The organism is Streptomyces sp. NPDC107517, from assembly GCF_055582645.1.
In genome coordinates, this window is the sequence record NZ_JBVJPM010000003.1 from 539215 (window position 1) to 553646 (window position 14432).

Annotated in this window: 14 protein-coding genes and 1 tRNA gene; 10 read left to right on the plus strand and 5 right to left on the minus strand. The window is 70.4% G+C overall.

What is annotated here, in order from left to right:
- Positions 1–36 precede the first annotated feature (36 nt).
- From ACZ67T_RS10210 to ACZ67T_RS10220, 3 genes are all read right to left on the minus strand, one after another.
- Positions 37–999 (minus strand): DUF5926 family protein, encoded by a 963-nt coding sequence (locus ACZ67T_RS10210; protein WP_469982930.1) that lies wholly within the window; start codon positions 997–999, stop codon positions 37–39.
- A gap of 104 nt (positions 1000–1103) precedes the next feature.
- A complete protein-coding gene (locus tag ACZ67T_RS10215) occupies positions 1104–1655 on the minus strand; it encodes an ATP-binding protein (RefSeq protein ID WP_469982931.1) in 552 nt (183 codons plus the stop codon).
- Positions 1656–1804: 149 nt separating this feature from the next.
- Positions 1805–2620 (minus strand): glycerophosphodiester phosphodiesterase, encoded by an 816-nt coding sequence (locus ACZ67T_RS10220; RefSeq protein ID WP_469982933.1) that lies wholly within the window; start codon positions 2618–2620, stop codon positions 1805–1807.
- Between the two features lie 190 nt (positions 2621–2810).
- Between ACZ67T_RS10220 and ACZ67T_RS10225 the strand changes: the two genes are divergently transcribed.
- Both ACZ67T_RS10225 and ACZ67T_RS10230 read left to right on the plus strand, forming a co-directional pair.
- On the plus strand, positions 2811–4295 hold the full coding sequence (locus ACZ67T_RS10225) for a S1C family serine protease (protein ID WP_469982935.1): 1485 nt from the start codon (positions 2811–2813) through the stop codon (positions 4293–4295).
- Positions 4296–4356: 61 nt separating this feature from the next.
- Positions 4357–4441 (plus strand) — tRNA-Ser (locus tag ACZ67T_RS10230).
- 92 nt (positions 4442–4533) lie between these two features.
- Here ACZ67T_RS10230 and ACZ67T_RS10235 read toward each other — a convergent pair.
- Positions 4534–5418 carry a bifunctional DNA primase/polymerase gene (locus ACZ67T_RS10235; protein ID WP_469982936.1) on the minus strand — a complete coding sequence of 295 codons (885 nt, stop codon included), beginning with the start codon at positions 5416–5418 and terminating at the stop codon, positions 4534–4536.
- A gap of 331 nt (positions 5419–5749) precedes the next feature.
- Between ACZ67T_RS10235 and ACZ67T_RS10240 the strand changes: the two genes are divergently transcribed.
- The 6 genes from ACZ67T_RS10240 (at position 5750) to ACZ67T_RS10265 (ending at position 11314) form a co-directional block, all read left to right on the plus strand.
- Positions 5750–6061, plus strand: a complete 312-nt coding sequence (locus ACZ67T_RS10240) for a hypothetical protein (RefSeq protein ID WP_469982937.1) — start codon at positions 5750–5752, stop codon at positions 6059–6061.
- 245 nt (positions 6062–6306) lie between these two features.
- Positions 6307–7545, plus strand: a complete 1239-nt coding sequence (locus tag ACZ67T_RS10245; RefSeq protein ID WP_469982938.1) for an acyl-CoA dehydrogenase family protein — start codon at positions 6307–6309, stop codon at positions 7543–7545.
- Between the two features lie 8 nt (positions 7546–7553).
- A complete protein-coding gene (locus ACZ67T_RS10250) occupies positions 7554–8489 on the plus strand; it encodes a bifunctional MaoC family dehydratase N-terminal/OB-fold nucleic acid binding domain-containing protein (RefSeq protein WP_469983096.1) in 936 nt (311 codons plus the stop codon).
- Between the two features lies 1 nt (position 8490).
- Positions 8491–9606 carry an acyl-CoA dehydrogenase family protein gene (locus ACZ67T_RS10255; RefSeq protein WP_469982940.1) on the plus strand — a complete coding sequence of 372 codons (1116 nt, stop codon included), beginning with the start codon at positions 8491–8493 and terminating at the stop codon, positions 9604–9606.
- A 44-nt stretch (positions 9607–9650) separates the two neighbouring features.
- Positions 9651–10151: a MaoC family dehydratase gene (locus ACZ67T_RS10260; RefSeq protein ID WP_469982942.1), complete on the plus strand. Its 501-nt coding sequence runs from the start codon at positions 9651–9653 to the stop codon at positions 10149–10151.
- Positions 10148–11314 (plus strand): lipid-transfer protein, encoded by a 1167-nt coding sequence (locus ACZ67T_RS10265; RefSeq protein ID WP_469982943.1) that lies wholly within the window; start codon positions 10148–10150, stop codon positions 11312–11314. The genes ACZ67T_RS10260 and ACZ67T_RS10265 overlap by 4 nt, the downstream gene beginning before the upstream one ends.
- A 157-nt stretch (positions 11315–11471) precedes the next feature.
- Here the strand turns inward: ACZ67T_RS10265 and ACZ67T_RS10270 are convergent, their stop codons facing one another.
- Entirely contained in the window at positions 11472–11651 is a 180-nt protein-coding gene (locus tag ACZ67T_RS10270) for a hypothetical protein (protein ID WP_469982945.1), read from the minus strand.
- 289 nt (positions 11652–11940) lie between these two features.
- Here ACZ67T_RS10270 and ACZ67T_RS10275 point away from each other — a divergent pair, with 289 nt between their 5' ends.
- Both ACZ67T_RS10275 and ACZ67T_RS10280 read left to right on the plus strand, forming a co-directional pair.
- The gene (locus ACZ67T_RS10275) at positions 11941–12582 is read left to right on the plus strand and encodes a SigE family RNA polymerase sigma factor (RefSeq protein WP_469982947.1); all 642 of its coding nucleotides are present in this window, start codon (positions 11941–11943) and stop codon (positions 12580–12582) included.
- A gap of 109 nt (positions 12583–12691) precedes the next feature.
- Positions 12692–14341, plus strand: coding sequence for a long-chain fatty acid--CoA ligase (locus ACZ67T_RS10280; RefSeq protein WP_469982948.1), 1650 nt, complete (start codon positions 12692–12694; stop codon positions 14339–14341).
- Positions 14342–14432: the final 91 nt, after the last annotated feature.

Sequence of the window (14432 nt, forward strand, 5' to 3'; positions counted from 1 at the left end):
ACCCGTTCCGAGGGCTTCCTGTGGCTGACCGGTCGGTCAGCTGAGCGTCACCTGTCGATTGGTGAGGCCGCCGCGTGCCCGGCGCTCTTCGACGGTCAGCGGCGCCTTTGAGGCGAGGGCCGTGGCGAGCCGCTCGGCGAACTCGGCGGCCGGCTTCTCGACATCCTCGGCGCTCATCCCGGTGGGCAGGTCCCAGACGGGAACGGTCAGACCGTGCGCGCGGAACGAGCCGACCAGGCGCGTGCCCTCGCCGAGCGAGGACGTGCCGGCCGCGTGCAGCCGGGCCAGCGCGTCGAGCAGCTGCTCCTCGGGGTGCGGCATGACCCAGCGAAGGTGGTTCTTGTCGGGGGTCTCGCACCAGTACGCGCCGTCGACACCGGACAGCTTCACGGTCGGGATGGCGGCCGCGTTGGCCCGCTCCAGGGAGGCGGCGACCTCCGGGTTCGCGTTCTCCGAGTCCGGCACCCAGAACTCGAATCCCGTGTGCACGACCGGCTCGAAGGCGGCCGCGGGGTCGAGCAGGTCCTGCAGGCGCGGTCCGTCGGCGGGTGCGCGGCGTGCCTGCACCGGCGTACCGGGCTCGGCGGTGAGCGCGCGCTGAAGGGTGTCGGCGAGGTCACGGCTCAGATCGCCCGACGGGGTGTCGTTCTGCAGGCCGAGCAGGATCGAGCCGTCGTCGCGGCGCAGTGCGGGCCATGCCATCGGAAGCACCGTCGCGAGTGTCACGGACGGAACGCCGTCCGGCAGGCTCTCCTTGAGGGTGAGCGGCACCGTCGCGGCGGGCACCAGCTCGCGCAGCGCGATCCAGTCGCCCTCTCCGGCGAGGCCCTCGAAAGGGCGCTGCACCAGCTCGGTCACCGCGTGCGCGGCGGCGCGGCCGTGGCAGGCCTTGTAGCGGCGGCCGCTCCCGCAGGGGCAGGGCTCACGGGCGCCGACGACCGGGATCTCCCCGCTGCTGACGTGCGACTTGCCCTTGGTCTGGGGGCGCTTCTTGGCCATCTTGGGTGTCTCCCGGTTACGGCGCTCGTACGTACGGGCGCGAGCCTAGCCCCTCGTACGGCCGTGGGCGGGGATCAGGCCGGGGCGTCGGGCCGGAGCGGGATTCAGCCCAAGTCGTCGAAGGCGTCCGCGAAATCGAGGCCGGACATGCTCGCGGGCGTGCGGCTCGCCACGCGCGTAGCGAAAGTGCCCTGTCCCCGCGCTTCGCCTTCGGAGCGCACGTCCTTGTGCACGACCACCCAGACGGTGACCTCACCGGGGGCGTCGTCACGTACGCCCCAGTCGTCGGCGAGTGCCGAGATGATGTTGAGCCCGCGGCCGCCGTGCGCGGTGACCGAGGGCGTGGCCGGAACCGGGCGGGTCGGACCACCACCGTCCGTCACCTCGACGGTGAGACAGCCCCGCCCATCGACCCTCCAAGCGGCCCGGACGTCGCCGTCCCCGGCCATGTCGTCGCCCAGCGGCCTGCCGTGCCGGCAGGCGTTGCTCAGCAGTTCGGACAGGATCAGTACGGCATCGTCGATGACCGCTTCCGAGACCCCGCCGACGCGCAGCTGATCGCGCATCCGGTGCCTTGCTTCGCCCACGCCCGCAGGGCCATGGGGTACGGCCATGCTCGACGACGTGGGCACCTCCTGTGCCACCACCAACGCCACCCCCGAGACCTCCTTTGCCCCACGCCACGGTGTGAATGCCCCAATGGACTGGACCGGAAACCGGCCAATCCACGCTCAGTGACGCACTCGTAACGATCGAATACGGAGCGAACGCGCCGGAGCACTCCCTGTGAGGGAAGTGGCTGGATTTAGCCCCTTCCGAGCTGGCGCAGAACCGCGCGGGGGCGGTTGGTGATGATCGCGTCTACGCCGAGAGCGACACACAGGTCGACATCCTCCGGTTCGTTGACCGTCCACACGTGCACCCGGTGGCCCGCCCGTTTGAGCTTCTCCACGTACCCGGGGTGGCTGCGCACGATCCGGATGCCCGGGCCCGCGATCGACACCCCCTTGGGGAGGCGGCCGTCGCGGTGGCGGGGCGAGACGAACTGCATCAGGTAGACCGTCGGCAGGTGGGGGGACGCGGCCTGGACGCGGTGCAGGGAGCGGGCCGAGAAGCTCATGACACGCACCGGGGACGGGTCGTCCGGGGCTCCGGCGGGGGTGTCCAGGCCGAACCGCTTGAGGAGCATCAGCAGGCGTTCCTCGACCTGGCCGGCCCAGCGGGTGGGGTGTTTGGTCTCGATGGCGAGCTCCACTCGGCGGCCCGCATCGGCGACCAGTTCGAGCAGCCGCTCCAGGGTCAGGACGGAGGTGTCCTCCCAGTCGGGGCCCTCCGCGCTGGTGCGGCCGGCCTCGCTGTTCTTCCAGGAGCCGAAGTCGAGGGCGGCGAGATCCGCCAGTTCCAGGGCCGATACCGCACCGCGTCCATTCGACGTACGGTTGACGCGGCGGTCGTGCACGCAGACGAGATGGCCGTCCGCGGTGAGTCTCACATCGCATTCGAGGGCGTCGGCACCGTCCTCGATGGCCCTTCTGTACGCGGCCAGCGTGTGCTCGGGAGCGTCGTCGGAGGCTCCGCGGTGGGCGACGACCTGGATCTGCTGCTGTCGTGCGAGGGTCACCGCGTCATGGTGCCATCGCGAGGCGCAGGGCCGCCCAGGGGATGCGTCCGTTTCGCCCGGCGTAAAGGATGGCACCAGACACACAGGAACGCCTTATGGTGCCCTGACGTCCCGTGGGAAAAGCTGACCGCATACAAACAGCATTGCCAATGGAATCAGCTGGTACAGCCGTGGATCGAGGAGAAGAGCTGTGAGCACCGAGAACGAGGGCACTTCAGTACCCCCGGCCCCGTCCGCACCTCCCGTGCCGGTGGAATCTCCCGCTACTCCCGCACCCGCCCCCGCTCCCACCGGTTCCGCACCGTCTCCGGAGCCCGCCGACGCGCCCACTGCGGTGATCCCGCCGGTCGAGGGCGCGGCGCCGGGGGCGCACGAGGGTGTCGGCGCGGCCTCGGGGGCTGCGCCGACACCCGGTGGGCAGCACGAGGCGGCGAACGCGGCCGCCGGTGGCTGGCCGCCTCCGCCGCCTGCCGTTCCGTCGTACTCGGACGGCGGCGGAGGAGGGCACACCTGGGGCGCCTCCTACCAGGCTCCGCAGCCCACGCCGGGCCCCCGGCGTGGCGGTCTGCTGGCCGCGGTGGTCGCGGCGGCCCTGATCGCGGGCAGTGTCGGTGGTGGCATCGGCTACTGGGCGGCCGAGCGCAACGACGACAGTGGCGCGGGTTCGACGACGGTCTCCGCCTCGGACAACCCGGCGGACTTCAAGCGTGACCCGGCCTCGGTCGCCGGTATCGCGGCGAAGGCGCTGCCGAGCACGGTCACCATCGAGGCGGAGGGCAGCGACGGCGAGGGCGGCACCGGCAGCGGCTTCGTCTATGACACGCAGGGCCACATACTCACCAACAACCACGTGGTGTCCTCCGCCGCCGACGGAGGGAAACTTTCGGCCACGTTCTCGAACGGCAAGAAGTACGACGCCGAGGTGATCGGCCGCGCGCAGGGCTACGACGTCGCGGTCATCAAGCTGAAGAATGCCCCGTCGAACCTGAAGCCGCTGGCGCTCGCCAATTCGGACAAGGTCGCCGTCGGTGACTCGACCATCGCGATCGGCGCGCCCTTCGGCCTGTCGAACACGGTGACCACGGGCATCGTGTCGGCGAAGGACCGTCCGGTGGCGTCCAGTGACAGCTCGGGCAGCAGCAAGGCGTCGTACATGAACGCGCTGCAGACCGATGCCTCGATCAACCCGGGCAACTCGGGCGGTCCGCTGCTCGACGCGCGCGGCGCGGTCATCGGGATCAACTCGGCGATCCAGCCGGCGAGCAGCGGCGGCATCGCGGGCTCCGGCCAGTCGGGCTCCGTCGGCCTCGGCTTCGCCATCCCGATCAATCAGGCGCGCAATGTCGCCAAGCAGCTCATCAAGACCGGCAAGCCCGTCTATCCGGTGATCGGCGCCTCGGTCGCGCTGGACGAGCAGGGTGACGGCGCGAAGATCACCGAGCAGGGCGCGGGCGGCTCGTCCGCGGTCACGCCGAACGGTCCGGCGGACAAGGCCGGCCTGAAGCCCGGCGATGTCATCACCAAGCTCGACGACATGGTGATCGACAGCGGTCCGACCCTGATCGGCCAGATCTGGACGCACAAGCCGGGCGACACGGTCAAGATCACGTACAAGCGCGGTGGCGCTGAGCACACGGTCGACGTGGTTCTCGGTGAGCGCAAGGGCGACAGCTGACCGAACTCCCGGCCGAACCCGCTACCCTGGTCCTCGCTCCGCCGGTCACCGGCGGGGCGAGGGTGGGTTGCCCGAGCGGCCTAAGGGAACGGTCTTGAAAACCGTCGTGGCGCGAGTCACCGTGGGTTCAAATCCCACACCCACCGCTGGCAGTAGGTGTTTGTAAGGGGCGTCCGCTATGGCGGGCGCCCCTTACGCGTGTCCTGGGGAGGCGGGTTCGTCCGGGGGACGTGGCGGCCTACGCCTCCGTGTCGTTGCGCTGGGTCATCCGGGCCGCCGAGGCGATCGTGGAGCGGGCCTCGCGTTCCGTCAGGCCCGTGCGGGTCGCGGCCTCCACGAGGGCGTTCGTGAGGCTCTCGCCGAGGCCGCTCTCGTGGGCGCGGCAAGCGGCCCAGAACAGGCGGGTGTTGCGCTGGCCCTCATGTGCCGCGAGCACGAACTGGACCAGGCCCTGGCCGTGTTGGCCCGCATGTGCCGGTGACGGGTGGTGCACGCGTGGCGGGGGTGTGAGCAGCCGCAGGAGCGCGGGCGGGCAGGGCGCGACGGGCAGGTGGGCGGTTCCTGGGACTGCGCTGTAGACGCCCTGGGCCGTGCGGGAGCCGGGGCCCACGAGATAGCCGCCCGCGCCACGGATGTCGATGCCCGGCGCGAGGCGGCCCGCCGAGTTGGGGACCACGACGTCCGGCGGTCCGGAGAGCCACACATGACGGCCGCCGCTGGGCGTGGCCACGACGACGGTGTCCGGGATCGTGAACAGGTGGCGCAGCGCCAGTTCGCGCAGTGCGGCCGAGGAGTCCGTACCGGACTTGGTGTCGAGGTCGACGCCGATGAGGTGGTGCGGGGGCAGCCCGCACGCGATGCCGTAGCCGGTGGCGCGGGGCGCCGCCGCGAACAGGTCACGGATGCGGCCCGGGTCGGTCGTGGCGTCGTACACGCCGTGGCCGGGGCGTCCGCACTCGCCGTGGCACGGGGCCGGGTCCGGTTCGTCGCGGTGCGGGGAGCGCAGGGCGGGGAGCTTCGTGCGGGAGAGCGGGATCACGGCCAGTCCGCGCTCGGCGGCGGAGAGGGCGTGAGCGAGGGCCAGGGTCGCAAGGGGCACTGCATGCCGGTCGGTGGTGGCCATGCCTCCATGTTCGTACGAATGTTCGAGTAAAGGAAGGGGGGCTCGCCCGGGAGGAGCGTATTTACCAAAAATGTGCCGAAACGCTTCAGCCCCTGCGGCGGCTGACCTGTCCTGAGTCGGTGGTGCGCAATCCGGGCTGATCTGGGCCTTTAAGAGCTTGAAGCATGTTTATCGACATGTCCTCACGCTTGCGGGGGAATAGCGCCTTCCGGTCTGGTTCGACGGGGATTCGGTGGGCAATTCTGATCTCGCGACGTCGTGAGCAACGACCGAGGTGGTCGGCCAACTTCCTTGGTTCAAACAGCAGTTACCGCTTCGTGGAGGAATTGACATGGCACACATCCGTACCGCCCGCGCCCTCGCCGCCGTCGCCGCCCTGCCCCTCGCGGCAGCCCTCTTCTCGGGGGTGGCGATGGCCGACAACGGGTCCTTCGCGGACGACGGATCGAACGCGGGTGTGGCGACCGTGAGCGGCAGTGGTGTCGGCGGCAACAACCACGGCAACTCGTCCACCAGTCAGCAGCAGGCGGTGGGCTCCGGCGCCTCGAACCAGAACAACACGGCTCAGGTGAACGGCTCCGCCTTCACGGCCATCGACCAGTCGAACGAGAACATCGCGGTGAACTTCACCAAGCTCTGGTAGCCCGCCGGCTCCTGTCGGCGGGGGTCATTTCCAGGGGTGCGTGACATCTGTGCGGCGGTGCTTCGGCATCGCCGCACAGGCGTTTTCGGACACCAAGAGGCTCTTCACGCGCGCGTGCTGATCCCTTGACACCCGTACCGAACCTGACGGACAGTCGTACCGAATCTGACGGCTAGTCAGAAAGTTTCGTCAGAAGCAGACGGTCAGAGACCCTTGTTCGTACGAGGTCCGGGAGGGCCGCCGCCGTGCACCTCGCCCCCACCGAGCGCCAGCATGAACTCCGCGCCGAACTGCGCGCCTACTTCCGGGAACTGATGCCGGACGGGCCGCCCGCCCACGACGATCGAACGGCCCAGCGGCGCCTGCTGCGCCGCATCGGTGCCGACGGTCTCCTCGGTCTCGGCTGGCCCGTCGAGTACGGCGGTCAGGGCCGCGGCCCCGACGAGCAGTTCGTCTTCTTCGACGAGGCGTACCGCGCTGGCGCGCCGGTCTCCATGGTGACCCTGAACACCGTCGGACCGACCCTGATCAAGTACGGGACCGAGGAGCAGAAGGCGTACTTCCTGCCGCGGATCCTCAAGGGGGAGCTGGTCTTCGCGATCGGGTACAGCGAGCCGTCGGCGGGAACCGATCTGGCCTCGCTGCGGACGCGGGCGGTCCGCGACGGCGACGACTGGATCATCGACGGGCAGAAGGTCTTCACGTCGAACGCGCAGAACGCCGACTGGATCTGGCTGGCCTGCCGCACGGACCCCGAAGTCGCCAAGCACCAGGGCATCTCGATCATTCTCGTGCCGACGGACGCCGCCGGCTTCAGCTGGACGCCCATCGAGACCGTCGGCGGGCTGACCACGACCGCCACGTACTACGACGGGATCCGCGTTCCCGCCTCGAATCTCGTCGGGGACGAGAACGGCGGCTGGGGTCTCATCACCAATCAGCTCAACCACGAACGGGTCGCGCTCGCCGCGATCGGGATGCAGGCGGAGGACTTCTACGCGGCGGTGCTCGAAGCGGTTCGTTCACCCGATCCGGTGACGGGGGAACGGCGGATCGATCTGCCGTGGGTGCGGTCGCGGCTGGCCGAGGTGCATGCCCGTCTTGCGGCAACGCGCCTGCTCAACTGGCGTTTGGTGGGGGACGTCGGGGCGGGGCGGCTCGCGCCGGGCGACGCGAGCGGCGTGAAATTCATGGGAACCGAATCGGCGGTCGAGGTGTACCGAATGTGTCAGGAGATCGCGGGCGAAGCGGCGCTGGTTCGAGCCGGGTCGCCCGGGGCGTTCGGGGGCGGGGCCGGTGGTGACGCGGGTGCTGGGTCCGGCGGTGGTGGGTCGGGCGGCGGTGCTCGGGGCGGGACGGCGGAGGGGGAGCTGGAGCGCATGAACAGGGCGGCGCAGATCAACACGTTCGGGGGCGGCGTGAGCGAGGTGCAGCGGGAGATCGTCGCGACGATGCGGCTCGGGATGAGGAGGGGGCGGCGGTGACCGGCGAGATGACGTACGAGGCGCTGAAGGCCTTCGAAGGGCTGCCCGCGGCCACCGCGGGGCTCGGCAAGGACCTGGTCAACGTGCCGATGATCAGGCACTGGTGCGAGGCGATGGGTGACACCAATCCCGCGTACGAGGGGCCCGACGCCATAGCGCCTCCGACCATGCTCCAGGCCTGGACGATGGGTGGGCTCTCCGGGCATCAGGGGCGCAGCGGCGCTTATGACGAGCTGTCCGCGCTGCTGGACGGCGCGGGGTGCACCTCGGTCGTCGCCACCGACTGCGAGCAGGAGTATCTACGTCCGCTGCGGCCCGGCGACGCGATCACGTTCGACGCGGTGATCGAGTCGGTGTCCGAGCGCAAGACGACGAAGCTGGGCACGGGGCACTTCGTCACGACGCGCATGGATGTCAGGGCGGACGGCGAGCTCGCCGGTACGCATCGCTTCCGGATCCTCAAGTACGCTCCCGCGGCGCGGGCAGGGCGCGTCGTGGGGGGAGTGCGGGATCAGCGGGCCCTGCGGCCCCGTCCGGTGGTGAACCGGGACAACGCGGGGTTCTGGGAAGGGGTTCGCGAGCACCGCCTCCTCATCCAGCGCTGCGAGGGGTGCGGGACGCTGCGCTTTCCCTGGCTGCCGGGGTGCGGCGCGTGCGCCTCGCAGGACTGGAGCACGGTCGAGGCGAGCGGTGAGGGGACCGTCTTCTCGTACGTGGTGATGCACCATCCGCCTTTCCCGGCCTTCGACCCGCCGTACGCGGTGGGCCTGGTCGAGCTGGCCGAAGGGGTCCGGATCATCAGCAATGTGGTCGGGGTGCCGTACGACAAGGTCCGCATAGGGATGCCGGTACGGCTCGAATTCCTGCGGGTGGACGAGGAGTTGGAGCTGCCGGTGTTCCGGGCCGGTGACGGTTCGGGTGCCGTTGCGGGAGGGGCGGGCTGACGTGGACTTCACACCTACGCAGGACCAGGCGGCCGCCGCCGGTCTGGCCGCGCGGATCTTCGGTGACCTGTCGACCCCCGAGCGTCTCGCGGCGGCCGGCACCGGAACGGACCCCGAGCTGTGGAAGGCGCTCGGCTCCGCCGGTCTGCCGGGGGCGGTGGAGGAGACCGGGCTGCTCGGACTCGTGCTGATGCTGGAGGAGCAGGGCCGGACGACGGCGCAGGTGCCGTTCGCCGCCAGTTGTGTGTACGGGCTGCTCGCGGTGGTGGGGCATGGCACCTCCGAGCAGCGGGACCGGCTGCTGCCTGGTCTGCGGGACGGGACGGAGGTGGCCGCAGGGGCGTTTCCGGCGCAGGCCGGAGTGTGGGTCGACGGTGCGCAGGACGGAGAGGCAAGACAAGCGGGGGAAGCAGGGACCGGTGGGGGCGTGGGGCGGCTCACGGGGGTGGTGCCCTGGGTTCCGTGGCTTCGGGACGCGTCCTGGGTTCTGGTGGCGACGGCCGACCGGGGCCTGTGGAGAGTGCGTACGGCCGATGCCGGCTGCGATGCGGTCGAGCTCAGCGCGCCGTGGTCGGCGGGCCGGCTCGTTCTCGACGGGGCGCCGGCGGAGAGGCTCGGCGGGGCAGGCGCGTACGACGATGTGCTGGCGATGGCACGGACCGCGTTCGCGGGGCTCCAGGCCGGGGTCTGCGCGGGGTCGCTGGCGCGGGCCGTGGAGTACACGAACGAGCGGGAGCAGTTCGGGAGACCACTCGCCGCCAAGCAAGGGGTCCAGCTCCGGGCAGCTGACGCCTACATGGACACGGAGGCCATGCGCGTCACCGCGTACGAGGCGGCATGGCGACGGGACGAGGGGTTGCCGTACGCGGGCCATGCGCTGACCGCGGCCTGGTGGGCATCGGAGGCGGGCAGACGGGTCGTGCACGCCGGGCAGCATCTGCACGGCGGCATGGGCGCCGACCTGGAGCATCCCGTGCACCGGCATTTCCTGTGGGGCAGACAGCTCGACGCCTATCTCGGATGCGGGGGTGAACTGCTCGCGGAGCTGGGCGACGTGATTGCCGGCGACGACGGGAGCGGTGCGGAGAGGGCAGGGGCGACGTGGGCGCGGAATTGAAGGCGGAGGCGGAGGGAATGGATCAGGAGGAGGGGGAAGTCGCTGTGGCGGAGGCAGCTGTGGGGGTCGGCACGGAGCTGGCGCCGCTGGAGATTCCGGTCACCCGGACGCTGATCGTCTCCGGGGCCATCGCGTCCCGTGACTACCAGGACGTGCACCACGACGCGGAGCTCGCCAAGGAGAAGGGCTCCCCCGACATCTTCATGAACATCCTGACGACGAACGGACTCGTCGGCCGTTACGTCACCGATCACTTCGGCCCCGCAGCGGTTCTGCGCAAGGTCGCGATACGGCTGGGCGCACCCAACTATCCAGGAGACACCATGGTGTTGACCGGGACGGTGGCGGAGGTCCAAGAGGGGGCCGCCGGCGGGAGCGGGCACGGGAGCGAGTCCGAGGGCGGGGGCGCCACGGTGGTGGTGCGGATCGTCGGGGCCAACGGGCTGGGCAAGCACGTCACCGGGACGGTGACAGTCACCCTCCCGAGCCCTCTGAACCCCACCAGCACGCTGTCCCGGCCCTCGGTGTCGGGGAGGCCGGCATGAGTGTGCGGGCGAAGGACAGTCTTGGCGGGCGGGCGGCGATCGTCGGGATCGGGGCGACCGAGTTCTCCAAGGACTCCGGGCGCAGTGAGCTGAAGCTGGCGGTGGAGGCGGTGGGAGCGGCGCTGGACGACGCCGGGCTCTCCCCCGCCGATGTCGACGGCATGGTCACGTTCACCATGGACACCAGCCCGGAGATCACCGTTGCGCAGGCGGCCGGGATCGGGGATCTCTCCTTCTTCTCCAGGGTCCACTACGGCGGCGGTGCAGCCTGCGCCACAGTGCATCAGGCCGCGCTCGCCGTGGCGACCGGGGCGGCCGAAGTGGTCGTCTGTTACCGGGCGTTCAATGAACGCTCCGGCAGGAGGTTCGGCTCCGGGGTGCAGCATCGGGAGCCGTCGGCGGAGGGGGCGGCGCTCGGCTGGGCACTGCCGTTCGGGCTGCTCACGCCCGCGTCGTGGGTGGCGATGGCGGCGCAGCGCTATCTCCACGCGTACGGCCTGGGCCCGGAGGCGTTCGGCCATGTCGCTGTCTTGGACCGCGCGTACGCGGCCACCAATCCGGCGGCGTACTTCCACGGGAAGCCGATCACGCTGGACGACCATGCGGCGTCGCGGTGGATCGTGGAGCCGTTGCGGCTGCTCGACTGCTGTCAGGAGACCGACGGTGGGCAGGCGATCGTCGTCACCAGCGTCGAGCGGGCCCGCGACCTCTCGCACCGGCCCGCGGTGATCACGGCGGCGGCCCAGGGGGCCGGGCGCAACCAGGAGCAGATGACGAGTTTCTATCGGGACGACATGACGGGCCTGCCCGAAATGGGCGTCGTGGCACGGCAGTTGTGGCGGTCTGCGGATCTGGCGCCGGGTGAGATAGACGTGGGGATCCTCTACGACCACTTCACGCCGTTCGTGCTGATGCAGCTGGAGGAGTTCGGCTTCTGCGGGCCGGGTGAGGCGGCGGACTTCGTGGCGGAGCGACGGCTCCCGCTCAACACGCACGGCGGGCAGCTCGGCGAGGCGTATCTGCACGGGATGAACGGCATAGCGGAGGCCGTCAGGCAGGTGCGGGGCACGGCGGTGAACCAGATAGCCGGCGCCGCCACAGCGCTGGTGACCGCGGGGACCGGCGTCCCCACATCGGGTCTGATTCTGGGAGCGGACGGCTGAACGCGGGGTGTGCCCGGGGGTCGGTCTGAACCTCTCCTGCCCTCGCTCTCCGATCCGCGCACGCTCCGCGGCCGGCGTTCGACAACGGCATGGCGCCGTCGCTCCACACCATGCGGCGGTGGCGGGCGTCGAAGCACGGGGCGGTGCGGGGGAAGGGTCACGTGCCGCGGTTCTGCAGCAGTGCCGACTCCGGGGTGGCGCAGATAAGGGCCGCGGCGCGGGTGGGGGTGCGGGAGCTGCCGTCGGTGATCTGGTTCGCGCGTCGGTACACGCGGCCCCGGCTGTCCCGGGAGCCCGTGCCGCGGCGGTCCGCCTGGGCCGGCAGCGCAGGATCCATCCGTACGCGGGGAACGTGCAGGAGCGGCGCGGCGGGCGGACCCGCGTCACCGACCGGAATCCGGCATTGCGCCGGTGGGCCCGTATCCGATGAGCCGTCCCGGTCCGCGGGAGTGGCAGAGTGGAACGAAGCCCATGGAATGGCTCTCAGGGATGAACCCTCAGGGGTGCGTACCGCGTCCTCCACCTTCAGGAGGTGGGGATACCACCACTCCTACAACCTGAGGCGGACACCGCTTCGGGACCTGCGGCCGATCCGCGAGGGTAGGGGGCGCTCCTAGCGTGGAGTCATGACCGCAACCATGGCGCCTGTCTGCTCCAGTGCATCGGATGCCGCGACGCGCAGCGCGCCGCGAGCCGCGCTGACGCCTCACTCTTCCCACCCGGCGCCGTACACGCCGGCCGCCCACTCGACGTCGTGCGGGCCGCACAAGTCGTACCCGTCGTTCGCTTCGTACGTGCGGGCGCGGCAGCCCGTGCTGCTGCGGACCGCCCGGTCGCTGACGGCGAACCCGTGCGATGCCGAGGACCTGCTCCAGACCGCGCTCACCAAGACGTATGTGGCGTGGGACCGCATCGAGGACCACCGCGCGCTCGACGGTTATGTGCGCCGGGCCCTGCTGAACACGCGTACGTCGCAGTGGCGTAAGCGGAAGGTCGACGAGTTCGCCTGCGACGAGCTGCCCGAGCCGGAGACCGTGGCGGCGGCCGACCCCGCCGAGCACCAGGCCCTGCACGACGCGATGTGGCGCGCAATCATGAAACTGCCGGCCCGTCAGCGCGCGATGGTGGTCCTGCGGTACTACGAGGACCTGAGCGAGGTGCAGACGGCCGAGGTGCTCGGGGTGTCCGTCGGCACGGTCAAGAGCGCGGTGTCGCGGGCCCTCGGCAAGCTCCGCGAGGACCCGGAGCTGCGCCCGGCCCAGAGCTGACAAGGACGACGCTCTGATCGATCATTCCCGGGGCTAGTGACATACCGACTGGTATGCGGTGAGAATCGGCGGAACATTACTGCGCCGTAGCGCCCACCGGGAGGACGCCGTGCTGAGCACGATGCAGGACGTACCACTGCTGATCTCGAGGATCCTGACCCATGGGTCGACGATCCACGGCACGTCCCAGGTGACCACCTGGACCGGTGAGAGCGGGCCGCAGCGCCGGAGCTTCGCCGAGATCGGCGACCGCAGCGCCCAGCTGGCGCACGCTCTGCACGACGACCTCGGCATCGTGGACGACGACCGCGTGGCGACCCTGATGTGGAACAACGCGGAGCACGTCGAGGCCTACTTCGCGATCCCCTCCATGGGCGCCGTACTGCACACCCTGAACCTGAGGCTTCCCGCCGAGCAGTTGGTGTGGATCGTCAACCACGCCGCCGACCGCGTGATCATCGTCAACGGCTCCCTGCTGCCGCTGCTCGCGCCGCTCCTGCCGTCCTTGACAGGCGTGGAGCACATCGTCGTCTCCGGTCCCGGTGACCGTTCGCTCCTCGACGGAGCGCGCCCCCAGGTCCACGAGTACGAGGAGCTCATCGCCGGAAAGCCGGTCACGTACGACTGGCCGCAGCTCGACGAGCGCCAGGCCGCCGCGCTCTGCTACACCTCCGGCACCACCGGCGACCCCAAGGGCGTTGTCTACTCGCACCGCTCGATCTACCTGCACTCCATGCAGGTCAACATGACGCAGTCCATGGGCCTGACCGACGAGGACACCTCGCTCGTCGTGGTGCCGCAGTTCCATGTGAACGCGTGGGGCCTGCCGCACGCGACGTTCATGACCGGCGTGCACATGCTGATGCCGGACCGCTTCCTCCAGCCCGCGCCGCTCGCCGAGATGATCGAGAGTGAGCGCCCCACGCATGCGGCGGCCGTCCCCACCATCTGGCAGGGCCTGCTCGCGGAGCTCACCGCGAAGCCTCGCGACGTGAGTTCGCTCGGGCAGGTCACCATCGGCGGCTCGGCCTGTCCGCCCTCGCTCATGAAGGCCTTCGACGAGCTCGGCATGCGGGTCTGCCACGCCTGGGGCATGACGGAGACGTCTCCCCTCGGCACGGTCGCCCGGCCGCCGGCCGCGGCGGTCGGCACCGACGAGGAGTTCGCGTACCGCCTCACCCAGGGCCGGTTCCCGGCCGGCGTCGAGGCGCGGCTCTCGGGACCCGACGGCGAACTGCTGGCCTGGGACGGCGAGTCGGCCGGTGAGCTGGAGGTCCGCGGTCCGTGGATAGCGGGTGCTTACTACTCGGGCCCCGACAGCGAACCGCTGCGTCCCGCCGACAAGTTCAGCGACGACGGCTGGCTCAAGACGGGTGACGTCGGCACGATCAGCCCCGACGGCTTCCTCACCCTCACCGACCGCGCCAAGGACGTCATCAAGTCCGGCGGTGAGTGGATCAGCAGTGTCGACCTCGAGAACGCGCTGATGTCCCACCCGGACATCGCCGAGGCGGCCGTTGTGGCCGTACCCGACGAGAAGTGGGGCGAGCGCCCGCTCGCCACCGTGGTCCTCAAGGACGGCGCGAGTGCCGACTTCGAGACCCTGCGCGCGTTCCTCGGCGAGAAGATCGCCAAGTGGCAGCTCCCGGAGCGCTGGACGATGATCACGGCGGTGCCGAAGACGAGCGTCGGCAAGTTCGACAAGAAGGTGCTGCGCAAGCAGTACGCCGAAGGGGAGCTGGACGTCACGCGGCTCTGAGTCCACAGCTCAGCGACGGTTTCACGTGAAACAGGGGCGGCCCGAACGGGCCGCCCCTGTCTGTCAGTTGTGGGTGTGACGGTCGCGGGTG

What these genes read in the sequence shown, in the direction of transcription:
- ACZ67T_RS10210 (WP_469982930.1), bottom strand. Translation starts at nt 999, where the DNA reads ATGGCCAAGAAGCGCCCCCAGACCAAGGGCAAGTCGCACGTCAGCAGC.
- ACZ67T_RS10235 (WP_469982936.1), bottom strand. Translation starts at nt 5,418, where the DNA reads ATGGCCACCACCGACCGGCATGCAGTGCCCCTTGCGACCCTGGCCCTC.
- ACZ67T_RS10240 (WP_469982937.1), top strand. Translation starts at nt 5,750, where the DNA reads ATGGCACACATCCGTACCGCCCGCGCCCTCGCCGCCGTCGCCGCCCTG.
- ACZ67T_RS10250 (WP_469983096.1), top strand. Translation starts at nt 7,554, where the DNA reads ATGACGTACGAGGCGCTGAAGGCCTTCGAAGGGCTGCCCGCGGCCACC.
- ACZ67T_RS10265 (WP_469982943.1), top strand. Translation starts at nt 10,148, where the DNA reads ATGAGTGTGCGGGCGAAGGACAGTCTTGGCGGGCGGGCGGCGATCGTC.
- ACZ67T_RS10270 (WP_469982945.1), bottom strand. Translation starts at nt 11,651, where the DNA reads ATGGATCCTGCGCTGCCGGCCCAGGCGGACCGCCGCGGCACGGGCTCC.
- ACZ67T_RS10275 (WP_469982947.1), top strand. Translation starts at nt 11,941, where the DNA reads ATGACCGCAACCATGGCGCCTGTCTGCTCCAGTGCATCGGATGCCGCG.